Origin of the sequence: Companilactobacillus halodurans (assembly GCF_009600985.1) — a bacterium.
GTDB classification, from domain to species: domain Bacteria; phylum Bacillota; class Bacilli; order Lactobacillales; family Lactobacillaceae; genus Companilactobacillus; species Companilactobacillus halodurans.
In genome coordinates this window covers 1-1,067 of the sequence record NZ_VDFP01000263.1, presented here as the reverse complement: position 1 = coordinate 1,067, position 1,067 = coordinate 1, and the positions used below count along the sequence as shown (strand labels likewise).

Here is a 1,067-nt window from a genome sequence, read left to right as displayed (position 1 = left end):
AAGCTTGGAGGAATTTTTATGACACGAGTTGCGATTATTACGGGTATTTCATCTGGTATGGGACGTGCAGCAGCCTTATATTTTAAACAGCAAGGTTTTGAAGTTTATGGCGGTGCTAGACGTGTGGAAAGATTGACAGATTTAAGAGAAAAGGGAATTCATACACAGAAATTGGATGTGACTGATAAATTTTCAATTCGACAATTAGTTGATCGAACTGTCAGCGAGCAGGGAAGAATTGATGTTTTGATCAATAATGCAGGTTATGGCGAGTATGGACCTTTGGAAGAAGTTCCCATTGAAAATGCTAAAAAACAATTTGACGTCAATTTGTTTGCAGTTGGACAGCTAACTCAATTAGTTTTACCGGTTATGCGTCGTCAAAATTCTGGTCGTATCATCAATGTTTCATCTATTGGGGCTAATGTTTATAGTCCTTTAGGTGGTTGGTATCATGCTACTAAGGCTAGTTTGAATATGTGGAGTGATGTGCTGGATTCTGAGGTGAAGAGATTTGGAATCCGCTCAATCATTGATCAGCCTGGTTTAACTAAGTCTGAATGGAGTAAAATTGGTTTTGAAAATGCTAGAAAGAATTCGTTAGATAATTCGCCCTATGATGAATTAGTTGATAAAGTAGAGAAGCTCTTTTCTAAGTTAGGTACTGGAGCAACATCTGAAGATTTAGCTCAAGTATTTTATCATGCCGCAACGGATGCTCATCCGAAGAGACGATATTATAATTCCGTGGTTGATCACAGGATGGTTATGATTGCTCGGACCATGCCTAATACTTATCGAATTGTTTTGAATAAATTAATGAAGTAATTGAAGTAATCCTCATGCAGTGACCAAGATGGTTGCTTACATGAGGATTTTTGTGTTCCGAATCTTTTTTGTTGATTATTATATATTTTATAGTATATTTAGCGTGAGATTTATAATATGTTTAAACAGATAACAATTAAAAGAGATGATTCATGATGTTATTTGGAGTTGCTACTAAACCAGACAATGATTGGTGGATCGGCAGTAATATCCCTGATACGAAAAATCTTAGTAAATAT

Annotated in this window: 1 protein-coding gene; it reads left to right on the top strand. The window is 35.9% G+C overall.

What is annotated here, in order from left to right; translation table 11 throughout:
• Nucleotides 1-18 precede the first annotated feature (18 nt).
• Nucleotides 19-828, top strand: coding sequence for an SDR family NAD(P)-dependent oxidoreductase (locus FHL06_RS14045; protein WP_153387277.1), 810 nt, complete (start codon nt 19-21; stop codon nt 826-828).
• The last annotated feature ends 239 nt before the right edge of the window (nt 829-1,067 follow it).

Excerpts from the sequence above, each read along its gene's own strand:
- FHL06_RS14045 (WP_153387277.1), top strand. The coding sequence starts at position 19 with ATGACACGAGTTGCGATTATTACGGGTATTTCATCTGGTATGGGACGT.